This is a genomic window from Vibrio sp. HDW18 (genome assembly GCF_011306175.1).
Taxonomy (GTDB): Bacteria; Pseudomonadota; Gammaproteobacteria; order Enterobacterales; family Vibrionaceae; genus Vibrio; species Vibrio chanodichtyis.
The window spans coordinates 166,574-185,739 of record NZ_CP049914.1 but is presented as its reverse complement, the minus strand read 5'-3'; the positions used below and the strand labels follow the sequence as shown (position 1 = coordinate 185,739).

Here is a 19,166-nt window from a genome sequence, read left to right as displayed (position 1 = left end):
CTACTCATCATAGCTAACTAGAGGTTTATTCAATTTAAGTGAGCGTTCTCTGACTCTTAAGTCATTCCATAAACTGAGTCTGGAAGCATCGCCCGCCCATTGGCCGCGATGGGATTTCATTAGCCACAAACTCTTACCATTAAAGCTGTAAATCGGCAGTAAGTCTTGGCGAGTTGAAGCCGGTTTGAGTTGTGGATTGATGTTATCCAAAATAACCGGCTCCGAACTTGGGGTGGCATAATATGCCAACACCATATGAAATTGGTTTGGCTCTATCGCTTTAACATACACGAGACGCAGTTTTTTATCCGATACACCGAGTTCCAGCAGTGAGAAATACTTCGCAATTGTGAAATCTTCACAGTCTCCCGCATTACTGCCGAGAAACTCTAGCGGAGTTGCCCAGTAATCTTTTACTCCCCACAGCTCAATATCATTAATGAAATTGAGTTGGTTAAAAAATGCGTTGACCGCGGGTAATTGTTCTTGTTCTGATAGCGTTGCCCATTGTGCGATGGCGTGCCGCCAAGTCTTTACCCGCAAGCCCGCTCTAGGGCCGTAAGTGGCTTGCACGGCATTGATCCACTGCTGCTCTTGGGGATTAAGCTCCGCCGCGAATGAGGAGACGCCAATCGCTAACCACAGAACAATCCAATGTTTCATGCGCCGATTATTCTCTTAGTGCATTATTTTGCGCACTTAAAATCGGCTTGAGCAGATAAGCCAATACCGTTCTTTTGCCGGTAATAATATCCACTGAGGCGGTCATCCCAGGGATGATCGGTAAATTCTTATCGTGACCAAAAGTGGTCTCTTTCGTACGCACACGGACAAGGTAGAAGGTATTGCCTTTCTCATCTTGGGTAGTATCGGCACTAATGTGCTCTAACGTGCCTTCTAAACCGCCGTAGCGAGTAAAATCGTAAGCACTAAATTTTACAATCGCTGGCAATTGTGGGCGCAGGAAAGCGATGTCTTGCGGCGCAATTTGTGCTTCAACCAACAAGGTATCTTCGGTTGGCACAATTTCAATAATATTCATGCCTGGTTGAATGACGCCGCCGACCGTATTCACATACAGGGTTTTTACCGTGCCGGTGACTGGTGATATGACCACGGTACGGTTCACTTTATCTTCCAGCCCGACAGTTGATTCGGTGAGCGCTGAGAGTTTATCTTGTTCTTGATTGAGTTTATCTTGTTGTTCGGTGCGGAATTTTTGTGCTGCATTGATACGGCTGAGCATCGCTTCGCGAACCGCGGCTTTGAGCACCGGAATTTTGAGTTCAGTTGAGGTCAATTCTCGCCGGGTATCGTTGAGTTGTCGTTGTAGTTTGAGCAATTCAATTTTCGGTACTACGCCTTCATTGGCGAGAGGCTCGGTGATCTCCAGTTCTTTTTTCGCAAAATCATAACCTTGGCGCAAATTTGCCACACGAGCTTGCGCTTCAATCAGATCTTGTTGTTTTTGGGTAATTTGCTGTGAAATGAGCGATAATTGATTGCGTAAATTATCCAAATCTTGTCGATACTGGTTACGTTGACGCTCGACTAGCTCAGGCTCTGAGCTACTCAACTCATTAGGGAAGGTGAGTTTGGTATAATCCAAACGTACGCTATTGGCCCAATTTTGTTCTTCAACTTCCTCATCTAGGATCACACTAGCGAGTGAGGCGGACAGCTGTAATACCGTGGCCGTTAAGTTGGCGACCTGCTGCTCACGTTCACGAAAATCTGAACGAAAACGGGTATCGTCGATCAGGATTAACTGCTGACCTTTTTGTACTTGCTGACCTTCATGCACCAGAATTTGTTTAACGAGTCCACCTTCTAAATTCTGAATGACCTGAATTTGTGAAGAGGGGACCACTTTACCTTGACCGACTGTGACTTGATCAATTTCTGCCCACGCAGACCAAAGCAGGGCCAACACGAAAAATGCCACCATCACCCATAGCATGATCTGTGCACTACGTGGAGTATTCAGTAGTAATGCGGCCGTTTTGTCGTCCACATAATCGAGTTCTTCGTCGCTGAGCTTGTGATAACTGTGATGGCTCATAATGGGTTCCTGTTTCACCAGCCGTGCCTACTCGCAATCGATGCAGGATTGGGCCGTGACCGCAACCGGATGCGGTATGCTTAGTCGGTTGATTTTATTATTGGTGTTTATAATTGTTAAGAATATGCTATCTACAGCAAAAGGCCTATTTAACAGGTTAATAATTTTGATGAATTTGATGTTTTTTGTTGTCACCTAGCCGGTTGATGCAATCGATGGTCACTTGAGTTATCAGTAGGATCAGCGCACAATCGGGCAAAAATAAGTAAGGAGCAGCAATGGATCTTTCAGATATTCGTCGAGAATACATTCATGGTGGGCTAAGAAGAAAAGATTTACAGACCAACCCGATTGATCAGTTTAATCATTGGCTACAGCAGGCGATCGCGGCTAATTTATCCGATCCGACGGCGATGACGGTGGCAACGGTGGATGAGAATGGCCAGCCATTTCAACGTATTGTGCTACTTAAAAATGTCGATGATGCAGGGTTTGTGTTTTACACCAATTTGGCCAGCCGTAAAGCGGAGCATATTGCCCAAAATAGTAAAGTGAGTCTTCACTTTCCTTGGCACCCTTTAGAACGACAAGTGCATATTACCGGGGTAGCAGAAAAGCTAACCACATTAGAAAACATCAAATATTTTACTTCGCGTCCCAAAGAGAGCCAGATTGCCGCGATTGCCAGTCATCAAAGTCGCCGAATTTCCGCCCGTGGTATTTTGGAAGGCAAATATCTTGAACTGAAGCAGAAATTTGCCAATGGGGAAATTCCGGTGCCTAGTTTTTGGGGGGGGTATCGGATCAAACCGCACAGCATTGAATTTTGGCAAGGAGGCGAACACCGGTTGCACGATCGCTTCTTATATTCTCGTCAAGATCAAACATGGCAGGTGGATCGACTGGCGCCATAGTACAGGTGTACGATAGCTAGCTAATTTAGCCAAAATCAACAAAGGGGGATAATTCCCCCTTTTGTATGTTGGTTAGTTAGCGCTTATTTTAACTCACGTAGTAGACGAAAACCGACATAGTTAGCAGCGGTGGTGGGTCCAACAAAAAGTTGACTATGAGCTTTTGCCATTTCCGGTGAAAAGCTCCACGCGCCACCTTTGACTAAGCCACGTGAATCATTGGTCCATTCCCATACATTGCCGACCATATCGTAAAAGCCTAATGAGTTTGGCGAGAAGGTTTTTACCGGCGATGTACTGCGATTTGACCAAGAGGTGCCAGCCCAGCCCGTGTTGGCTTTACCGGCCCCAAATTGATTGCCCCACCAATAATCGGTTTTGCTGCCAGCCCGTGCGGCAATTTCCCACTCTTCTTCACTCGGCAGTCGATAGGTGAATCCGGTTTGCTTGGAGAGCCAGTTGGCATAAGCTTTGGCATCATTTTGACTAACGCATACGACGGGAGCATTTGCGTTTTGTTGAAACCCAGGGTTACGCCAGTTGCTGTCTGCGATGGGAGTTACTTCGGATTGATTAACCGCAATGCACAGATTTTTCAGCTCGGCATCAGTCTGGTATTGGGTCTGATTGATGAAGTTTTCAAACTGAGCCACGGTGACTGGCGTCGCGCTGAGTGCGAAAGCATGATCAAGGTGGTATTGTTGCGCGGCGTTTTCTCCTAACAGGTATTGTCCTGGCAGCAGTGTGATCACTTCTGGTGGCGTAACTTTGCCTTTTACTGAATCGGCAAATTTATGCCCAGCACGCAGTGGGTTGGATCTTTCATGCAAATTGACCCGCAAAGTATGATCTGAGGTGATAGTGACTTCTTGTTCGAAGGTGCGAAATCCCTCTTTTTCAATTTTGATCCGATGGTTACCGGCCGGTAGCATCACTTCTACAGGGGTGTTGCCGTAGTTAACCCCATCAATAGTCACGCGATCGCCATGTTGATTGGAACGCAGCGATAAGTTAATCCAAGCCACTTCTTTTTGCTGTTGTTCCGCCTCGCCTTGACCGGGGTCAAAACAGTATTGCGATTCAATATTGAGCAGCTTGCAAGGGACATTTTTGGCTGGGCGCGCTTCAAGCTGGGCAGTGATGAGGCTTCTAAATTGCATACCGTCATAAAAACCGGACTCTACCACAGCGTGTTTGAGTAGGTGAATGTTGAGCGATACATTATGCAGTTGTGGTTTGATGATGCTGGTTTCACTGCTTTGATCAATCAGCCAAAGTTGGAATTGGTTGACCGCTTTTTGCAAAGCGAGGTCGGTGGTTTGTTTGTTGCATTGTGCAAGGGTCATCTCTGCATTACACAGATTGGTAATCGAGATTTTCTGCTCACCTGAACGCTGTAGCTCTTCACGCAATCTCGCCACCCGTGCGCGCATTCTCTGCTGCTGGAGTTGAGCGATACTCTGTTCGATGGTTTGCTGCTGAGCTTGGTATTGAGCGAATACACTCTGCATTTCTTGCAGTTTCTGTTCGGCATCGAGGCGAACAATTTGATTTTGTTTGACCTCCGTCCAGGCGGCTTGATACGCATTTTGTGATGGACTGATATCCAGATCAGGTTCATCAATCATTTTTTGATAATCACGCTCAAGATTGGTTTTAGCAGTGTTAAGCAAGGTTTGTAAGGCTTTAGCTTGTTGATCCAACCGATTCAACTCAGACTGTTGGTTATTGATAACGGTTTTCTGAAGTTGGGTCGTATCGCTAGCCTTTTGCAGCTCGGTATGTTTGCTAAACAGCGCATCATCAATCGCAAGCACAGAAGAGGCGATTTCCTCTCCCAGCACGGGGGCTGTCACTAAGTAAGGTGACAGTGCTAATAATAGAGCGGGAATCCCTTGTCGCATGGTGGTGTCTACTTCAAATTAGGAAATTAAGTCTAAGTTATGAGCATTCTAAACGAAAACGCCATTTTGTCTGAAGTCATCTTTCAATAACTTAATGACAAAATGGCGTTTTATCGACAAGTTTGTGAATCTCGGCAAAAAATTGTGGATATTTTATGCCATTAACTGTCTTTATTCGGTCTCAGTTTGACCCATACCGTATCATTACCGCTGACCGTAACCATTCGATTATAGGTTTCATAACCTTCTTTAGATAACGTTACCTGATGGCGGCCAGCCGGTAATACTAATTCAACTGGTGTACTGCCATAGTTGATGCCGTTAATGGTCACTGAATCATTGTATTGATCAGAACGAACGGTCACATTTGCCCACTGTTTATCTTGCTTTTTCTGTGCGGTTGAGCCTGATTTTCCTTGTAAGCAGTAACGTGTTTCAACGTTGAGCAGCTTACAAGCGGCTATCGCTTCGGGTTTGGCCTGCAGTTGAGCTTGCATCAGCGTGAAATATTCGTTGTTACCTTCGAAACCAGAGCGGATCATCTGACTTTCTTGAATGTGAATATTGAGTTCAACACCTTTGAGATTGCGGTTGGCGATCACTGATTCGGTTAAATTGCTGATCAGCTTATCACGAAAGGTCTTGACCGCTTTCTGTTTGGTCAGATGCTGTCCTTGACTGGCACATTCACCTAAGGTCATGTTGGTTGAGCAACTGGTTTTGAAGCTGGTTTCCAACACATTACTTTCACGTAATTCAGTGGCTAACCGCTTGACACGTGCTTCAATTTTGGACTCCTCCAAATTGGTTAGCTCCGTGTTCAAACGAGCTTGTCTTTGCTTAATCTGCGATAGACGCATCTCAATTTCAGTGACAGCTTGGTCGTTGTCTAACTTTTGTGATTGGTTACCTTTTAGCGTATTCCAAGCTTCTTGATAGCGTTTTTGGAAGGTGACTAAGTCGGTGTCGGGATCTTCGAGAAGACGGGTATACTGCTTATCCAACTCGGACTTGGCCCGATTACGCTTGGCGTTTAACTCTTCGCCTTCACGTTTCAATCGGCTTTGCTCATTTTTCAACTGTTGCAACTTAGCACTTTCTACTTCGTAGTCGGTGATAATTGCGTTGATTTCGTTCTGTTTATTACTCAATTTTTCATCGATAGCCACAACGGGGTCAACTTGAGTGACCTCCTCGGCGTACACCGATGCAGATACCCATAGAGGGAATAGCGCAAGCAATAGCGCTGGGATACGGCGTTTAATCATAGGTCCCTGCAACACATTTACGTTTAGCCACAATACAGTGGGAAAGACAAAATTTTGACAGCTGTGTAGATAGCTGAATTATTTAATGCAAATATTATTCCTCTTAGCCCAAAGTTATCTCTAGTCATGCATTAGGTGACTGATTTTTTAAACTTTAGAACTAAGTATTTTCATTTTGAGCAGATTAGAAAAATATGCAAGCTGAGTTTTCCGATCCACTTTAACGTTTTTTAAATTGAGTACACATTGACCGTAATTTATGTGCACTTGATCATTGTTCCGAGATAAAAAATTCACCCAATTACCGTCTCTAGATTCAGGCTTTATGTGTCTGGTTGATCATTTTTAGAGATCCGATGCCATCACTTCGTGTGCAGAGAATGGGTAATCTAATCATGAAACCGCGTTGCTTGGTGAGGGGGATATTACCCAATTACACGCTGCTGCTGTTGCTGAACATGCTCTGATTGCCAAACTTTTGTCGCTTAAACGGACAACATTAAGCGTCGGGATAAGTTGACTGAAATAGACAAACTATTGAGGTCGATGACAGAATGAGAAAGGCCGCTGATTAGCGGTGTTATTCGCCATCAAACAACGCAGCGCGGAGTGGGCAGCCACGCGCTTCTATTATTTACCAAATCAATTGGTGCGTAGTTTATTGTGTTTGGTGAGCAGATGGGAATCATTTCGTTTTCGGACAATTTGGTATACCATGGCCGCGAAAACCACACCTTATGAGGTTGAAATGACTCAATCGCATGCTCCTGATGTCGCCAATCGTTCTCTGATGCCCAAAGTTCTGTTACCTAAACCAGCCGAGCTGATCACCTTGCCTTCGCATATGGCGTGCCATGATCATAGCTACACCCAAATCGTGATTGGTCTGAAGGGCCAAGCGGAATTTGAAGTGCGCGGTATGGGTAATATTGTTGGTCCAGGTCAAGGTTGCGTGGTGACCTCAGGCTCGGATCATGCTTTTGGTGGCATCGTTGGGCAATCGGATATTCTGGTATTAAACATGCCAACGCCGAGCGATGATGATCCTTTGCTGTTACGTAAACTCAATGAGCTGACCACGAGTGAAATCTACTTTCAGTTAGATGGTCAGATCCAACGTTTGATCCAGATGTTGGTGCAAGAAATGCAAGCGAGTCCTGACGATCTGCTGCTTGGCCGAGCCTGCAATGATACTGTAGTGGCACTATTGCAACGCCATATCAGTGCGCTAGCCAGTGCTCATAAAGAGTCTCGTTTTGATATTGAAGTGGTGGATCGTTACATCGAACAGCATTTGGCGCAGCGTATTTCGGTCGCGCAATTAGCGGGCAGCGTTTTTTTAAGTGAGAGTCAGTTTCATGTACTGTTTAAAGAGCAGATGGGCGTCACGCCACATCAATATGTACTCAATAAACGTGTCGATATGGCCAAACAGCTGATTGAACAAGGGCGACTGAATTTAGGCCAGATTGCTGAACTGACTGGTTTTTCGAATCAGAGCGCATTTACCCACACTTTTGCAAAATTGCATGGTATTTCCCCTTCACAATATAAACGGCGTTGGTCTGCGGTCTCTTAAGCGGAGTGTCAGCGAACTCTATCTCGTATGCCCCACACTGGTTTAGCTTGTTGAGAGCGTCATTTTTACATATTTACCCTCCTGCTTTGCCGCGTATTCACAAATAAAAGCTGTAATGCTATTGCTGATAAATTGTTTGTTTTTGGTTTCAATTCGGCTTTTTTGACAAATTGTCAGGACTTTTTGACAAATCCTCTTCTGACACTCAAAATACACCGCTAATAATTGCAGCAAGCCTGACTGAACCGCCCCGAGTATTGGCGGTGATGTCGAAAGCATGATCAAGCTCAAACTGAGCGTAAAGTCAGGCATCGGGTTGAATGAGCATTAAATTTCAATCCGGCCGGTTTTGGATACCAAGCTTGATCATGTTTCCGTAGCAAATCGCATTTGCCGCCAGCTTTTAACGAGGACAACACACCATGGAAAATAGCTTTGCTATTACAACCACCTTTATCGTCTATCTCATTTTGATGTTGACGATTGGGGTTTACGCTTATCAGCGAACGAAAAACTCAACCGACTACTTTCTCGGTGGTCGTTCATTAGGCCCGTGGCCTGCGGCACTTTCTGCCGGTGCATCCGATATGAGTGGTTGGTTACTGCTCGGTTTACCTGGTTACGCTTATGCTGCGGGGATTGAAGCATTCTGGTTGGCGGGTGGTCTACTGGTTGGCACATGGGCTAACTGGTTAATTAATGCCAAACGCTTAAGAACTTACAGTATTACGACCGATGCGTTGACATTGCCTGAGTTTTTGTCGCGTCGTTTCAACGATAAATCGAAACTGATCCAAACCATTTCGGCATTCTTTATCTTGTTATTCTTCCTTTTTTATACCAGCTCAGGTTTGGTTGCCGGCGGAAAACTGTTTGAAATCGTATTCGGTATCGATTATTCCACCGCGGTCATCATTGGTACTATTTGTGTGGTTTCATATACCTTATTTGGCGGTTTCTTAGCGGTATCTTGGACTGATTTAGTGCAAGGCTTACTGATGGCAGCCGCGTTAATGGTGGTGCCCGTGGTTGCGATGAATGGTAGCTTGACGCAGCTTGATCAGGATTTAACTGCAATTAATCCCGAGCTGTTGACGCTGTGGAATGATGCACAAGGTGAACCGTTGTCTGCGATTGCCATTCTATCGCTGGTGGCTTGGGGCTTAGGCTATTTTGGTCAGCCGCACATATTGGCGCGTTTTAAAGCTTCACGCTCAAATCAAGATTTGACGACGGCACGGTGCATTGCTGTGGTATGGACTGGGGTTTCAATGGTCGGTGCGATTTTGGTTGGTTTGACTGGGTTAATTTTTGTCACTCAATCAGGTTCGATTCAGTTGGACGATGGTGAAAAGATCTTCATGTTGTTGGTCAATTCACTGTTTCATCCAGTGATTGCGGGCATTTTGTTGGCGGCGATTTTGGCTGCGATCATGAGTACCGCTGATTCACAACTGTTGGTGTCATCCTCTGCGTTAGCGGAAGATTTCTACAAACAACTAGTGAAAACCGATGCCAGTTCCGAGCAGATTGTACGGGTGGGCCGCGTGGGTGTGGTGATCATTTCTGTACTGGCATTACTGCTGGCGATGACCCCAGACAGTTCAGTTCTGAGTTTGGTGTCATACGCTTGGGCTGGATTTGGTGCGGCATTTGGTCCGACCTTAGTCCTAAGTTTGTATTGGGAGCGGATGAATCGCCACGGTGCTTTAGCGGGGATCGTGGTAGGAGGAGTGACCATAGTAGTATGGAAACAACTGACTGGCGGTTGGTTTGATGTGTATGAAATTGTGCCGGGGATCATCCTTGCCACGTTAGCGATTGTGGTGGTGAGCTTGCTGACCGAGCAGCCCGAAGCGCAAGTCAAAGCACAACATCTTGAGTTTAAAAAGCAGTTACGCGAACTGGCATAACTTTCTCATCAAATTGTTGAATAAGCCTCGTGAATACGAGGCTTATTCAATATCACTCAGTGTTTATTGAACAATTTTCTAATACAGATCACGAAATTTGTATAACAAATTATGTTTGCGGAACCTATCGCTGCAGAATGCGTCAATTATCAATAGTGACCAGTGAATAAGAGGGATCCGTCATGCCAAAAGCTTATTGTCGTTGCTGTGGCAAACAAACTGCACATAAAGCTCTGATGAAGAGGGTGCAAGAACAGCCTGACGGTTGGCAAGGATTCCAACAATTCCTCACTATGCTGATCCATGGCCAGCACTATTACCAGATGGAAAAACAGTATTTTTGCCGAGTGTGTAATCAGCAAAATGAGCGTATTCAGTCGCATGATTTATTAACTAGTACTAGTGTCCGCATTTCTTAAATCACACTTAGTGATTTTCCTCTCTCAATTGGTGATCACCACAGAGTGATCTGATGTTTGCTGCTTAGCTGCAAGCAAATCCAATACGTTGCTGGTTTTTTGTTTTATACACTTTCCGATTATTTGTCGACGCTGAGTATAACTATTTAGAATTATGGACGATATCTCACAGATTAGTTATTTGCTTCCTCAATACTTGTGATTGTGCGAACTTTCGCAAAGTAATTTCCTGACGCTTAGATACTTTGATCACATATTGGTGTAATTGAATGTGAGTGGAGTATTGCTGATGCGATTAAGTCTAAAGAGAAAAATGGTTTGCTCTGTGGTTGTCGCGATAGCGGTGACGGCAGTCGCTTTAGTGGTGGCAGGTTATCAGTTATTTAAGCAAGAGAGTTGGCGAGCGATTGAAAGTGAAAGCCGTAATACCTTGCACGCTCATGCTAAAGGTATTGGTGATTGGTTTACTGGGAAGCAACTAGCCTTAAAGGGGCTTCGTGAAGAGATTGAAAGTAATCCACAGTTAGAGCTGGTGCCACATTTAAGACAAACCCTACAAGCGGGATCGTTTGGCCTGAGTTACTACGGTAACGAACAAGGCGAGATGTTTCGCCAAGATCCTACGCTGAATACCGCAGGCTATGATCCTCGTATCCGTGACTGGTATAAGGAGGCGAAAGCCGCGGGTAAACCAATTACTACCGAGCCTTATGTCAGCGTCACCATGCAGACTTTAGTGGTGACTTTGGCTGAGCCTGTGCGCCACAATGGTAAGTTGATCGGAGTGGCTGCCTCCAATTTGGCACTGGATAAACTTATCCAAGATGTATTAGCGATTGCGGTGCCTGGTGACGGTTATGCCATTTTGGTCAACCAGAAAGGCAAAATTGTTGCACATCCAAACGCAGAGTTGATTTTAAAACCTACCGAAGATATTTCTGCCGAGCTTACTTTGGCGCAATTAAATCGTGCTGCGCAGTTACGGACGCTACTGCCATTGAGTATTGACGACAGTGATAATCTTTTGATGGCACAGACAGTGGCGAATACCGATTGGTTACTGGTAATGGTGATGGATCGGTCAGTTTTAGAACAACCACTGAATGATGTGTTAATGGTGCAAATTGGGATTGGGATTGCTGTTTTGCTGATCATGGCACTGTTCACCTCGTGGTTTGTCGCGCGTCAACTGAATGATCTGGGCCATATCGCCAATGCATTAGCGGATATTGCCGAAGGAAATGGTGATTTAACTCGACGCTTAGAGGTAAACAGCCAAGATGAGGTGGGTTTACTGGCTGATAAATTTAATAAATTTATCGGTAGCTTGCATCAGATGGTAAAAAATGTGCGCGAAGTCTCCATCACCCTGAATCAAGGTGCCGATCATTTAGCTGCATCGGCGACGCAAACCAGTCAACGGATCCGTACCCAACAAGATCAAATCACTATGGTGGCGACCGCCGTCACTGAGATGGCATCGGCAACGGCAGAAATTGCCAATAATGCTGAAAATACCGCGCGCAATGCTACTCAATCAGTCCATTTAGGTGAAGATGGCTTTATGCAGATGCAGCAAAGCAAACAATCGATTGATCAGTTAGCCCAAGAGCTTACCGCTGCAGTACAGATCATTAGTGAGCTAGAAGAACATGCCAATGAAATATCGACGATTTTGTCGACGATTCGTGGGATTGCCGAGCAAACCAATTTACTGGCGCTTAATGCTGCGATTGAAGCGGCGCGTGCCGGTGAGCAGGGGCGTGGTTTTGCAGTCGTAGCCGATGAAGTGCGAGTGCTGTCGCAGCGGACGCATGCTTCCACCGAAGAGATCCAAATCAAGATTTCAGGTCTGCAAAAAGTGACGACGACCGCCGTCTCGGCGATGACGGAAAGCCATAACTTGGTGGAAACCAGTGTTGCGGATGTCAACCAAACAGGAACTAGCTTACAAGCGATCAGTGAAGCGATTCAGCACATCAGTGATATGGCGACGCAAATTGCCTCGGCGGCTGAAGAGCAATCTTTGGTGACGGCGGATATCAATATCAATACTGAATCTGTGCGTGAAGTGAGTGATCAGTTAGCCGAAGAAGCTCAGTTATCTGTACAGCAGGCGCGATCGTTGCATGCGATGGCACAAGAGCTGAATAAGGAAATTTCCCGCTTTACACTTTAATTCTCGTTTGATCCGCATTTGATGACCACCCGCCGCTTTTAGACTGCTGGTGGTCACTCAGCCGAGTATTCACTCGGCTTTCTGCTATTTTACTCCCTCATTTCACTGTGCAGTATCTCAAACGGCGGGCAAGTTTTGGCTCACACTGACTGATCATTTAACTGCCATTTCAAGTTGTTGCGAGATAGCCGGTGACGATTAATTTATCCAATTTGAGTTGAATTCTCACCATGTAGGAATGTAATGCTTTAGTTATTGTCTATTTCTCGATATATAAGAATAAGTATTTGAGGCGCCCTCGATTAAAGGCTAAAAAACACCCATGAAAGAGATGAAACCATCAGCTAACCAAGTTAATGAAAAATCACTGCAATTGCTGATGCAAGTTGCGGTAAACCCAGAGCCAGTATCAGCAAAAGGATTGAGTGAACAACTACAAGTGCCCCTTAGCAGTCTCTATCGACATTTGAAACTGCTCAAAGAGTGGAACTTGATTGAAGAGAGTCCACACGACAAAACCTTGATCATTGGTCCGGCAGCATTGCTACTGATGAGAAGTTATCAAACCAGTCAACATAACCTTGATTCGGTTGATGCCGTGTTAAGTCGTTTACAAAAACAGACTGGGGAAATGGCCGCCTATATGGTGCCGGTCGGTTATCGAGCATTGTGTGTCAGTCAAAAAGAGAGTATGCAGGCACTGCGATGCAGCTTCGTCCAGGGTCAAAGTCAACCCCTGCTTCGCGGTGCCTCCTCTAAAGTGATGTTGGCCTACATGCCTGCAGCACGTTGTGAAAAGATCTTACGCTATTTTGGCGAGGATCCAAGTTTGGACAAGTGGCAAAACGAGTTTGCCAAGATACGTCATCATGGTTATGCCGTGAGCACCTCGGAAATTGATCCCGGCGTTTCGGGGATCAGTGCTCCGGTGATGAAAGGGAGTAAGTTGATTGGGGCAATTTCGGTGATGGCTCCCGCCCATCGAGTCGAAAGCAACAAGCAACGGATTATTTTACATGTATTGCAAGCCGCCCGTGCGTTGCCACCAGAAAGGTAATCGATCATGCTTAACTTATTCAAACGCCACCACTTAAATCGTACGGTGAGTCATTCGATGGCGAAGTTTGGCTTTATGACAGTTAGCCAGCGGATCAAACCAATGTCATTGGTCGCGTTTGAATTAGCACAGCAGAGCCTCGATGTTGCCGCAGATTGGTTGTATCAGCAACAATCGGCAACCACGACATACCCAGAGACAAGCCATTATGTGCTGGTGGATGGGCAGGCCAATACTTTTCAATCCGCACTTAGCCAATCAATCGCTATTGGTACCGTGCCTGTGGTGTTGGCCAACTGCCATGAGATTGTGTTGCATGGTTTAGCGGTACTCAGCCAAGATAATAGCAATATTGGCATCGTGCATATCGGGCATCAATTTGAGTTGAAACCCAGTTTGGATTTGCAATTAGGTAGCGCCTTCCACTTTGCTTTATCGCGCTTTACGCACAGTAAACTGCTTTGTATAGGTATTGATAGTGAGCAAATCAGTGCACAAACACTAGAGTACGCCGAAGATCTTGGTTGTGATTGGATCAGCCATCAAGAGTGTGGTTTTTTAAACCGTACCCAGTTAAAAGACCAGTTGAGTGGTTACATTGAGCGCAGTGAACAACTGATGGTAAATATTGATTTAGCCTCATTGGTTGCTGGGCACGGGATTGATATGCATCACGTATTGGATAATCAGGTGATTTTGCGCTTACTGCGCCAAATTATCCTGTCAGGAAAGGTGCGTTATATCCAGTTAGTCGGAGCAAAAGATAAACTGATCTATTCCAAGCAGACTAAAGAAATTGTCGATGAGTTGATCAATTTAGCTCCGCATTTAGTGCTCGTGACATAAAGGGATTGTTTCAAGATAGGCCAGCACGGCTGGTGTTGAGCTCCTTACGTATACTTTGCCATTGTCATGTTTTAGCAATAGAAATTTCACCTGTCAGTCACTTTTGGTCACTATCCTTGCACAAAATAATTCACCTGAAATCTCAGGGTATAAACATAAAGTCAAGTCAAGGAGCCTCAAATGTCAAAGTGTGATCAACACGAATCTCAATTTAGTCAAATGATCGAAGCACGTCTGTCCAGACGCCATTTTTTGGCCGGCGGTATGGCAGCCAGTGCCGGGGCATTTTTAGCCGTTAATCCGGTGGCGAGTGCAGTGGCAGCGCCCGCTCAATCAACACTACTTAATTTTTCACCCGTCCCAGTCTCGATGGAAGATAGGCTAATTGTACCTAAAGGTTATACAGCGACCCCTTTGATCTCTTGGGGTGACCCGATTTTTTCCAACGCGCCAGAGTTTGATCAAAGTGGCAAACAAGACTCTAAAGCCCAAGAAATGCAGTTTGGTGATAATACGGATGGTATGAGTTTCTTCCCTATTGGTGAAGATCGCGGCGTATTAGCCATTAATAATGAATACACTAACTACGAATATTTATTTGAATATCAAGGAAAAGCGATGACCGCGGATGATGTGCGTAAAGCACAGGCTGCAGTCGGTCTGACGATGATTGAGGTGGTTCGTAAAAATGGTCAATGGGTTGTGGATCGTCAAGGTATGCGAAACCGCCGAGTGACCGCTTATACTCCAATGCAGATGACGGGTCCTGCCGCAGGACATGATTGGCTAAAAACGGCGGAGGATCCTACCGGCTTACATGTGCTTGGTACTCTCAACAACTGTGCCAATGGTGAAACCCCATGGGGCACTTATCTGACATGTGAAGAAAACTTTAATGATTTTTTTGGCACGGAGCATGAAGGCCGTGTAGATAGTGACCAAAAACGCTATGGCATTAAAGCTGCACCGAGCGATTACCAATGGCATAAACACGATGCACGCTTTGATGTAACCAAAAACCCTAACGAACCTAATCGTTTTGGCTGGGTCGTAGAAATTGATCCACATAATCCCAATGCCACACCACTAAAACGCACTGCTTTAGGACGTTTTAAACATGAAAATGCCGCCTTGCTTATCAATGATGATGGCCATGTTGTGGTCTATTTAGGTGATGATGAACGTGGTGAGCATCTATACAAATTCATTTCTAAACATCGTTACCAAGCCGGAAATAATGAACAAAACCGCCATCTACTTGATGAAGGTACTCTTTATGTTGCGAAGTTCGATATGGATCAACAAGAACTGAAAGGCAGTGGTCGTTGGATTGAGCTGAGTTTTGGCAAAAATGGATTGACACCAGAAAATGGTTTTAAAGATCAAGCCGAAGTGCTGATTTTTGTACGCCGTGCTGCAACTTTGGTGGGAGCAACAACCATGGATCGTCCTGAATGGGTAGCGGTTCATCCCGACAAAAAGCATGTGTTCTGTACCCTGACCAACAATCGCAATCGTGGTAAAGAAGGCCAACCTGTGGGGGGGCCTAACCCACGTGAAAATAACCACTACGGTCAGATTGTACGGTGGATGCCAGCCCAAGGTGATCATACTAGTGATGTGTTTGCTTGGGATCTTTACTTGCTGGCGGGTAATCCAACGGTGCACAAAGGTACCCTGAATGCCGGTAGTGCAAATATCACTGCACAGAATATGTTTAATAGTCCAGATGGCATTGGTTTTGATGCCGCAGGGCGTCTATGGATTCAAACGGATGGGAACTATTCTAACCAAGGTGATTTTGCTGGGCAGGGTAATAACCAAATGCTGTGTGGTGATCCGATAACAGGCGAAGTGAAACGCTTTTTAACTGGCCCGATTGCCTCTGAAATTACCGGATTAACGTTTACTCCAGATTATAAAACCATGTTTGTGGGCGTACAGCATCCAGGTGAAGAGGCGGCTCCATCCCATTTTCCTTATGGCGGTACAACCAAACCACGCTCAACGGTGATGATCATTACTCGTGATGATGGCGGAGTGATTGGCGCATAAGTCATCGCTATTCATACCCTTTCCCCCAAACGAGCTAGCCTCGCTTTGGGGGTATTTTTTGCCCAACAAATTGACATGTTATTGGCATTGCTGAAGGAGGTTATGACTAGAATACTCATCCGGTCTGGGATGGAGTAGAGTGATGACGGTGTTTTTTATGCAGCGCAGATATGCTTTAGCATTAATGTTGATGTTTATTGTGCTATTAATTCCACTGAGTATATGGTCACAACCATTTGATTTTTACCAACCAGTGCAGGACTCTACTGGCCAAGCCATTACCTATTTGACTTATTCTGCGGGTAAGCAAGGCTTTTTGATTTCTCTGCTTTTGCTGATGATTTGGGTGACATGGCGTTGCCAGATACTACGCTACCAATGGTCACAAAAAGCCCTACAATTGATGCTGCTACTTGGACTGGCTATGGTGCTGAAAGTCGGTATTAAAGCGCTAACTGAACAGCCAAGACCTTACACTGAAGTGATGACACAATCGCTGTTATTACCCAATCCGCAACATTTCTATCTGCTGTCTGAGCCTAAACAACAAGCTATTTTGCTGGCGATGGAATCAAAAGTGAGCCCATGGCGAGTTAAACATTGGCAGCAAGAGCTGGATTACTCTTTTCCCTCTGGGCATACCGTGTTTGCAGTGGTGTGTTTACTGTTTTTTGGTCAGCTGTTGGCTGAGAAAAAACGCTATCTCGATGTAGCTGTATTACTGAGTTGGACCATCAGCATTGCTTATAGTCGGCTATGGCTTGGCATGCACTATCCGCTGGATTTATTCGGGGCTGGGTTATTGGCGGGTGCGCTATATTTGCTGGTGCCACTGAACTATGCATTGCCTTACTTAGATTGGCAATCATGGTTGCCGCACAGACCTCGGGTATAACAAGCGCCCAGAAAAAATGGGCATGTCTGCCCATTTTTGTCATGGTTATCTTATTACGCTTAAGATTAACTTTGCTCAGCTTGACACACTGATGCAGTAAAGATCACGTCAGTAGAGCTGTTAAGCGCCGTTTCTGCAGAATCTTGCAGCACACCAATAATAAAGCCGACCGCAACCACTTGCATCGCGATATCGTTGGAAATACCAAACAAACCACAGGCCAGTGGGATCAGCAGTAGTGAACCACCCGCCACTCCGGAAGCGCCACAAGCAGAAACAGCGGCGACCACACTAAGCAGTAAAGCGGTCAGCAGATCGACTTCAATACCTAAAGTGTGCACTGCGGCAAGCGTGAGAACGGTAATGGTGATCGCGGCTCCTGCCATGTTGATGGTGGCACCGAGAGGGATCGATACTGAATAGGTATCTTCATCTAAATTGAGTTTTTCACACAGTGCCATGTTGACTGGAATGTTGGCTGCACTGGAGCGTGTGAAAAATGCAGTCATACCACTTTCGCGCAGACATTGTAAAACCAATGGGAAAGGGTTGCGGCGAATTTTGTAGTACACAATCACTGGGTTGACGACCAGTGCAATAAACGCCATCGCGCCCAGTAGCACCGCCAGTAATTGTACATAGCCAGCTAAAGCGCCAAAACCTGTGGTGGCAAATGTGGAGGCGACTAAGCCAAAAATACCGAATGGTGCCAGTCGAATAATAAAGCGCACAATTTGTGAAATTCCGTGGCTAAGATCTTCAAAAACCGCTTTAGTGGTGGAAGATGCACGGTGCAGCGCCAAACCTAACCCGACACCCCAAGCCAAAATACCGATGTAATTGGCATTCATCAGCGCGCTAATTGGGTTATCCACCAATTTAAATAGCAAGGTATTAAGAACTTCCGCAATGCCTTGTGGTGGCGTTACCCCTTCGACCCCAGTAGTTAACACCAAAGTGGTTGGGAATAGGAAGCTTAAGATCACGGCGGTCAGTGCTGCGGAAAAGGTGCCAAAAAGGTAGAGCACAACGATCGGACGCATATAAGTGTGTTGGTTTTTCTTTTGGTTAGCGATAGAGGATGCAACCAAAATAAATACCAATACTGGAGCGACGGCTTTTAGCGCTCCCACGAATAAATTGCCAAGTAATCCTACTTTTTGAGCGTATTCCGGTGAAAAAGTAGCTAAAACAGCGCCTAATAGGATGCCAGCTAAGATTTGCAATACCAGATTTCCACGCGCAAAACGGGCGATAAATGAGTTGTTTTGCATAGTTATCCCTGTGAATTATCAAAAAATTTGAATTATTGTAACTTCAGTTATTCATTCTGAAGGATTCCAATATTAACCACACAATATAATGTGTCTACCGATAATTGATGATTAGCGTGATAAGCGGTCTATTTTGAGAGGGAGTGATGAATTTATTGCTTAACTGCGATAAAAATGCAGGCAAAACATCTCTAGCCAGTTGAGGTTAAGTGCATAAGGGCAATGCTCGGTTGGTTTGCCCTCAATCGTCATTATTATTACCCACAAGTTAGCCGCTTCAGGCATATGGGGTGGTATTTAGTGTGCCATTTTTATGGCAGGGTACACCGTTTGCTGGCCATTACTCAGTTCACCAAGCCAGGTCATCGTACCTGAAGAGCAGGCCGGCAAAATGATCTCGCCACTATAACTGTCGGAACCTATTGGGGATAAGGAAAATTTGGCGCTGCCCATATTCATCTCCAACCCTTGTAAGGTCAGGATTAAATTTTGCGCGCCGGCGTTTGGCCAGTCGACTGTCAGCCGATAAGTGGTGGCAGGGGCGTTGAGCACTGGTTCTAGCCTCATACTGACTCCGGCTTGTTCACAGCTTTGCTGCGAGAGCAGACAGTAATGATTAAGATCGCGCTGAGCGGGAAATAACCAAGCACGTAAATCGTCGGCGAAAAAACCAGCACTGAGTGCAAGTAACAGTACTATCCCGGTGAGAAGTTTCATCACATCATGATCCTAAGCTTGAGTAAATAAATTATGGTGAGGTTAGCATTATCTGGCGATATTTGCTGTGCCAATACTGCACCA

16 protein-coding genes are annotated in these 19,166 nt (G+C 45.5%); 9 read left to right on the top strand and 7 right to left on the bottom strand.

Features of this window, described 5'->3' with window-relative positions; genetic code table 11:
- Positions 1-663, bottom strand: a complete 663-nt coding sequence (locus tag G7083_RS12655) for a transglutaminase-like cysteine peptidase (RefSeq protein ID WP_166015201.1) — start codon at positions 661-663, stop codon at positions 1-3.
- A 7-nt stretch (positions 664-670) separates the two neighbouring features.
- A complete protein-coding gene (locus G7083_RS12650; protein WP_166015200.1) occupies positions 671-2,062 on the bottom strand; it encodes an HlyD family type I secretion periplasmic adaptor subunit in 1,392 nt (463 codons plus the stop codon).
- 278 nt (positions 2,063-2,340) lie between these two features.
- Here G7083_RS12650 and pdxH point away from each other — a divergent pair, with 278 nt between their 5' ends.
- Positions 2,341-2,976 (top strand): pyridoxamine 5'-phosphate oxidase, encoded by a 636-nt coding sequence (gene pdxH / locus G7083_RS12645; protein WP_166015199.1) that lies wholly within the window; start codon positions 2,341-2,343, stop codon positions 2,974-2,976.
- Positions 2,977-3,059: 83 nt separating this feature from the next.
- On the opposite strand, the gene G7083_RS12640 is transcribed toward pdxH, so the two are convergent.
- Together G7083_RS12640 and G7083_RS12635 are read right to left on the bottom strand one after the other, a co-directional pair.
- On the bottom strand, positions 3,060-4,880 hold the full coding sequence (locus G7083_RS12640) for an SUMF1/EgtB/PvdO family nonheme iron enzyme (RefSeq protein ID WP_166015198.1): 1,821 nt from the start codon (positions 4,878-4,880) through the stop codon (positions 3,060-3,062).
- A 161-nt stretch (positions 4,881-5,041) separates the two neighbouring features.
- Positions 5,042-6,148, bottom strand: coding sequence for a PEGA domain-containing protein (locus G7083_RS12635; RefSeq protein WP_166015197.1), 1,107 nt, complete (start codon positions 6,146-6,148; stop codon positions 5,042-5,044).
- Between the two features lie 715 nt (positions 6,149-6,863).
- Here G7083_RS12635 and G7083_RS12630 point away from each other — a divergent pair.
- Complete coding sequence (locus G7083_RS12630) at positions 6,864-7,727, top strand: AraC family transcriptional regulator (protein WP_166015196.1); 864 nt, start codon at positions 6,864-6,866, stop codon at positions 7,725-7,727.
- Positions 7,728-7,769: 42 nt separating this feature from the next.
- Here the strand turns inward: G7083_RS12630 and G7083_RS12625 are convergent, their stop codons facing one another.
- Positions 7,770-8,006: a hypothetical protein gene (locus G7083_RS12625; protein ID WP_166015195.1), complete on the bottom strand. Its 237-nt coding sequence runs from the start codon at positions 8,004-8,006 to the stop codon at positions 7,770-7,772.
- Between the two features lie 143 nt (positions 8,007-8,149).
- Between G7083_RS12625 and putP the strand changes: the two genes are divergently transcribed.
- The 7 genes from putP to G7083_RS12590 all read left to right on the top strand — a co-directional run bounded on the left by putP (position 8,150) and on the right by G7083_RS12590 (position 17,091).
- On the top strand, positions 8,150-9,640 hold the full coding sequence (gene putP, locus G7083_RS12620; protein ID WP_166015194.1) for a sodium/proline symporter PutP: 1,491 nt from the start codon (positions 8,150-8,152) through the stop codon (positions 9,638-9,640).
- A 182-nt stretch (positions 9,641-9,822) separates the two neighbouring features.
- Positions 9,823-10,059, top strand: coding sequence for a hypothetical protein (locus G7083_RS12615; RefSeq protein WP_166015193.1), 237 nt, complete (start codon positions 9,823-9,825; stop codon positions 10,057-10,059).
- A 289-nt stretch (positions 10,060-10,348) separates the two neighbouring features.
- Positions 10,349-12,238, top strand: coding sequence for a methyl-accepting chemotaxis protein (locus tag G7083_RS12610; protein ID WP_166015192.1), 1,890 nt, complete (start codon positions 10,349-10,351; stop codon positions 12,236-12,238).
- Positions 12,239-12,560: 322 nt separating this feature from the next.
- Positions 12,561-13,295 (top strand): IclR family transcriptional regulator, encoded by a 735-nt coding sequence (locus G7083_RS12605; RefSeq protein ID WP_166015191.1) that lies wholly within the window; start codon positions 12,561-12,563, stop codon positions 13,293-13,295.
- A gap of 6 nt (positions 13,296-13,301) precedes the next feature.
- Positions 13,302-14,141 carry an arginase family protein gene (locus tag G7083_RS12600; RefSeq protein ID WP_166015190.1) on the top strand — a complete coding sequence of 280 codons (840 nt, stop codon included), beginning with the start codon at positions 13,302-13,304 and terminating at the stop codon, positions 14,139-14,141.
- Positions 14,142-14,321: 180 nt separating this feature from the next.
- Positions 14,322-16,196, top strand: coding sequence for a PhoX family phosphatase (locus G7083_RS12595; protein WP_166015189.1), 1,875 nt, complete (start codon positions 14,322-14,324; stop codon positions 16,194-16,196).
- A gap of 142 nt (positions 16,197-16,338) precedes the next feature.
- The gene (locus tag G7083_RS12590; protein ID WP_166015188.1) at positions 16,339-17,091 is read left to right on the top strand and encodes a phosphatase PAP2 family protein; all 753 of its coding nucleotides are present in this window, start codon (positions 16,339-16,341) and stop codon (positions 17,089-17,091) included.
- Between the two features lie 65 nt (positions 17,092-17,156).
- Here the strand turns inward: G7083_RS12590 and sstT are convergent, their stop codons facing one another.
- The gene (gene sstT / locus G7083_RS12585; RefSeq protein ID WP_166015187.1) at positions 17,157-18,365 is read right to left on the bottom strand and encodes a serine/threonine transporter SstT; all 1,209 of its coding nucleotides are present in this window, start codon (positions 18,363-18,365) and stop codon (positions 17,157-17,159) included.
- Between the two features lie 297 nt (positions 18,366-18,662).
- Positions 18,663-19,082, bottom strand: coding sequence for a hypothetical protein (locus G7083_RS12580; RefSeq protein ID WP_166015186.1), 420 nt, complete (start codon positions 19,080-19,082; stop codon positions 18,663-18,665).
- Positions 19,083-19,166: the final 84 nt, after the last annotated feature.

What these genes read in the sequence shown, in the direction of transcription:
- G7083_RS12625 (WP_166015195.1), bottom strand. Translation starts at nt 8,006, where the DNA reads ATGCTTTCGACATCACCGCCAATACTCGGGGCGGTTCAGTCAGGCTTG.
- G7083_RS12590 (WP_166015188.1), top strand. Translation starts at nt 16,339, where the DNA reads ATGACGGTGTTTTTTATGCAGCGCAGATATGCTTTAGCATTAATGTTG.
- G7083_RS12595 (WP_166015189.1), top strand. Translation starts at nt 14,322, where the DNA reads ATGTCAAAGTGTGATCAACACGAATCTCAATTTAGTCAAATGATCGAA.
- G7083_RS12655 (WP_166015201.1), bottom strand. Translation starts at nt 663, where the DNA reads ATGAAACATTGGATTGTTCTGTGGTTAGCGATTGGCGTCTCCTCATTC.
- G7083_RS12640 (WP_166015198.1), bottom strand. Translation starts at nt 4,880, where the DNA reads ATGCGACAAGGGATTCCCGCTCTATTATTAGCACTGTCACCTTACTTA.
- putP (WP_166015194.1), top strand. Translation starts at nt 8,150, where the DNA reads ATGGAAAATAGCTTTGCTATTACAACCACCTTTATCGTCTATCTCATT.
- sstT (WP_166015187.1), bottom strand. Translation starts at nt 18,365, where the DNA reads ATGCAAAACAACTCATTTATCGCCCGTTTTGCGCGTGGAAATCTGGTA.
- pdxH (WP_166015199.1), top strand. Translation starts at nt 2,341, where the DNA reads ATGGATCTTTCAGATATTCGTCGAGAATACATTCATGGTGGGCTAAGA.
- G7083_RS12580 (WP_166015186.1), bottom strand. Translation starts at nt 19,082, where the DNA reads ATGAAACTTCTCACCGGGATAGTACTGTTACTTGCACTCAGTGCTGGT.
- G7083_RS12630 (WP_166015196.1), top strand. Translation starts at nt 6,864, where the DNA reads ATGGCCGCGAAAACCACACCTTATGAGGTTGAAATGACTCAATCGCAT.
- G7083_RS12635 (WP_166015197.1), bottom strand. Translation starts at nt 6,148, where the DNA reads ATGATTAAACGCCGTATCCCAGCGCTATTGCTTGCGCTATTCCCTCTA.
- G7083_RS12615 (WP_166015193.1), top strand. Translation starts at nt 9,823, where the DNA reads ATGCCAAAAGCTTATTGTCGTTGCTGTGGCAAACAAACTGCACATAAA.
- G7083_RS12600 (WP_166015190.1), top strand. Translation starts at nt 13,302, where the DNA reads ATGCTTAACTTATTCAAACGCCACCACTTAAATCGTACGGTGAGTCAT.
- G7083_RS12605 (WP_166015191.1), top strand. Translation starts at nt 12,561, where the DNA reads ATGAAAGAGATGAAACCATCAGCTAACCAAGTTAATGAAAAATCACTG.
- G7083_RS12610 (WP_166015192.1), top strand. Translation starts at nt 10,349, where the DNA reads ATGCGATTAAGTCTAAAGAGAAAAATGGTTTGCTCTGTGGTTGTCGCG.
- G7083_RS12650 (WP_166015200.1), bottom strand. Translation starts at nt 2,062, where the DNA reads ATGAGCCATCACAGTTATCACAAGCTCAGCGACGAAGAACTCGATTAT.